Origin of the sequence: Gordonibacter pamelaeae 7-10-1-b, from assembly GCF_000210055.1 — a bacterium.
In the GTDB taxonomy this organism is placed as follows: domain Bacteria; phylum Actinomycetota; class Coriobacteriia; order Coriobacteriales; family Eggerthellaceae; genus Gordonibacter; species Gordonibacter pamelaeae.
Genome location: NC_021021.1, coordinates 332,247 through 334,582 on the forward strand (window position 1 = coordinate 332,247; position 2,336 = coordinate 334,582).

The 2,336-nt window shown below is 69.9% G+C and carries 2 protein-coding genes; both read left to right on the forward strand.

Annotated elements, in window-relative coordinates:
• The first annotated feature begins 159 nt into the window (after positions 1–159).
• A complete protein-coding gene (hemW, locus tag GPA_RS01510; protein ID WP_015538744.1) occupies positions 160–1,269 on the forward strand; it encodes a radical SAM family heme chaperone HemW in 1,110 nt (369 codons plus the stop codon).
• 159 nt (positions 1,270–1,428) lie between these two features.
• Positions 1,429–2,336: heat-inducible transcriptional repressor HrcA (gene hrcA, locus GPA_RS01515; protein WP_231847538.1), on the forward strand; the 908-nt coding region annotated here is incomplete at its 3' end.

Sequence of the window (2,336 nt, forward strand, 5' to 3'; positions counted from 1 at the left end):
GTGCGCATGCGCAAGCACGCCATGTGGTACCTGGCGGGCCTGCCGGGCGCCGCCGCGGCGCGCGCGAAGATCAACGCCTGCGTGTCCGTGGAGGACTTCGACCGCGTGTTCGACGAGCTGCTCGCCTTTTTGGGCGGGCATGAACAGGAAGGCTAGACCATGCCGCACGACCCTTACCGCGCCCTGTACCTGCACCTGCCGTTCTGCGTGAGGCGGTGCGGGTACTGCGACTTCGCGACGTCGGCGGTGCCGGCCGATGCGCCGGAGATCGACGCGTACGTGGAGGACCTCTGCCTCCAGATCCGCCGCAAGGCGAAGGAGGGCGAGCTCGGCGCGCTCGAGACGGTTTACTTGGGCGGCGGGACGCCGAGCCATATCGGCCTGGCGCGTCTGTCCATGCTGCTGTACACGCTGTCGCTGTCGATGCACCTCACGCCCGAGGTGGAGTGCACGATGGAGGCGAACCCCGAGAGCCTGACGGAGCGCATGGTGCGCGACGCGTGGGCGCTCGGCGTGAACCGCCTGTCCATCGGCGTGCAGAGCTTCGACGACGAGGTGCTGGCCGTGCTCGGGCGCGCCCATTCGGCCGATGACGCGCGCCGCGCCATCGAGGCGGCGCATACGCGCTTCGAGAACGTGAGCGTGGACCTCATGTGCGGCATCCCCGGCCAGGGCGCCGAGAGCTTCGAGGCGAGCGTGCGCGAGGCGGCGGCGCTCGGCGCGGCGCACGTGAGCGTGTACCCGCTGACCATCGAGGCGCACACGCCCTTCGACGCCGCCGTGCTCGCCGGGGACATGGAGGAGCCCGACGACGACGTGGAGGCCGCGCACATGGAAATCGCCGCGTGCGTGCTGGCCGAGGCCGGCTACGAGCGCTACGAGGTGGCGAGCTACGCCCGCCCCGGCTTCGAATGCCGCCACAACATCGCCTACTGGACGGGCGTGCCGTACCTGGGGCTCGGCCGCTCGGCGGCCACGATGACCCAGAACGCTGAGCGCCGCATGCGCGTGCAGGACGGGCGGGTGACCGACGACATGGACGCGCGCGGCATGGCCGCCGAGGACCTCATGCTCGGCATGCGCATGACCTGCGGCGTGCCCGACGAGCTGGTGGAGGCCGCCGCCGTCCTGCTGCCCGACGCCCCCGCCGTGCTCGCGGAACTGGAAGGGGAGGGCCTCGTGGCGCACGCGGACGGGCGCTGGCGCCCCACCGACCGCGGCTGGCTCTGCGGCAACGAGCTCTACGGGAGGCTGTTCGACTTGGCATAGGGAACCGGCGCACGCGCTCCTCCTATGCAGTAACCGTCAAGTTTCTCCATAATTTCCCGCTGTTGTTAGCACTCTCGGCTTTCGGCTGCTAATATGATGCGTTACTATGGTTCGGGTTCGGGGAAAGCCGACGGGCGAGAGAGAGGAAGGTGGAGAGGCGTGCTATCCGATCGCAGGCAGCGGGTGCTGGCCGCGCTCATCGAGGAATACGTCGCGCGCGCCCTGCCGGTGGGTTCGCGCACGCTGACGGAGCGCTACCAGCTGGGCGTGAGCCCGGCCACCGTGCGCAACGAGCTTTCGGTGCTCGAGGACGGCGGCTACATCACGCAGCCCCACACCTCGGCCGGGCGCATCCCCACCGACCACGGCTACCGCGCGTTCGTGGACAACCTGCTGGCCGCCGACTTCACGGGCGAGGACGAGCGCTACCGCCCCGTCGTGGACGAGCTGCGCCGCAGCGCGAGCGAGCTCGATGCGCTGCTCGAGCAGACGTCGTCGGCCCTCACGCGCCTCACCGACTGCCTCTCCATCGTGCTGGCGCCGTCGGTGCTGAACCTGCACATCAAGCAGCTCTCGCTCATCTCGCTCAACGCGTACCGCGCGCTCGTGGTGCTCGTCACCGAGGACGGCCAGGTGTTCAACCGCCAGATGGAGTTCGCCGAGGAGGTGTCCTCGGACGAGCTGGCGCGCGTGCAGGCGTTTCTGGGCGACGTGTTCACGGGCAAGTCGCTCCAGCAGATCGAGGACGGCCTGGGCCAGGGCATGGCCGAGGCGTTCCGCGACCCGCTCGTGCGCATGGCGCTCGACGAGGTGCTGTCGTGTTTGCAGGAGAGCGAGCTGTCGCGCGCCCACCGGCTGGGCGTGAGCTCGCTTCTGACGAAGCCGGAGTTCAGCCAGTCGCAGGCGCTGCTGCCCGTCATGCAGGTGCTCGAGGACGACACGGTCATGCTGCATATCCTGGACGATGCCGTGCGCCAGGGCGACGGCACGCCCAGCGTGCGCATCGGGCGCGAGAACGACGCGGCGGAGCTGGCGGGCGTGTCCGTGGTGGCCAGCCGCTACGGGCG

What these genes read in the sequence shown, in the direction of transcription:
- hemW (WP_015538744.1), top strand. Translation starts at nt 160, where the DNA reads ATGCCGCACGACCCTTACCGCGCCCTGTACCTGCACCTGCCGTTCTGC.